The sequence below is a fragment of the Endothiovibrio diazotrophicus genome (assembly GCF_054657215.1).
Map to the genome: position 1 here is coordinate 1 of NZ_BAAHXB010000307.1, position 518 is coordinate 518.

Below are 518 nucleotides of genomic sequence, written 5' to 3' on the forward strand. Positions count from 1 at the left end.
TCGAACGGGTGGCCGGCAGCTACGTCAGCGACGACCTGCGCGAGCGCATCGACGACATGGTCTGGCGGGTCCGCCTCAAGCAGCGCTGGGTCTATGTCTATCTGCTGCTGGAATTCCAATCGACCATCGACCCCTTCATGGCGGTGCGTCTGCTTACCTATCTGGGGCTGCTCTACCAGGACCTGATCAAGCGAGACCGGCTGAAACCCGGCACTCGGCTGCCGCCGGTGTTACCGCTGGTACTCTACAACGGCGTCCCCCGCTGGGGCGCGCCGCTGGAGATCGGCGAGCTGATCGAGCCGGTGCCCGGCGGTCTGGAGGCCTATCGCCCCTCCTTCCGTCACCTGCTGCTCGACGAGCGCCGCTACACCGAAGAGGATCTGGCGCCACTGAAGAACCTCGCCGCCGCCCTCTTCCGGCTGGAGAACAGCCGCTCCCCCGCCGACGTACTGCGGGTGATTCGCACCCTGCGGCTCTGGCTGCACGCCCCGGAGCAGACCCGGCTGCGCCGCTCGTTC

General features: G+C 67.4%; 1 protein-coding gene. It reads left to right on the plus strand.

Annotated elements, in window-relative coordinates; translation table 11 throughout:
• On the plus strand, positions 1-518 hold a 518-nt coding region (locus ACYQ2W_RS26565; protein ID WP_459874133.1), incomplete at both ends, for an Rpn family recombination-promoting nuclease/putative transposase.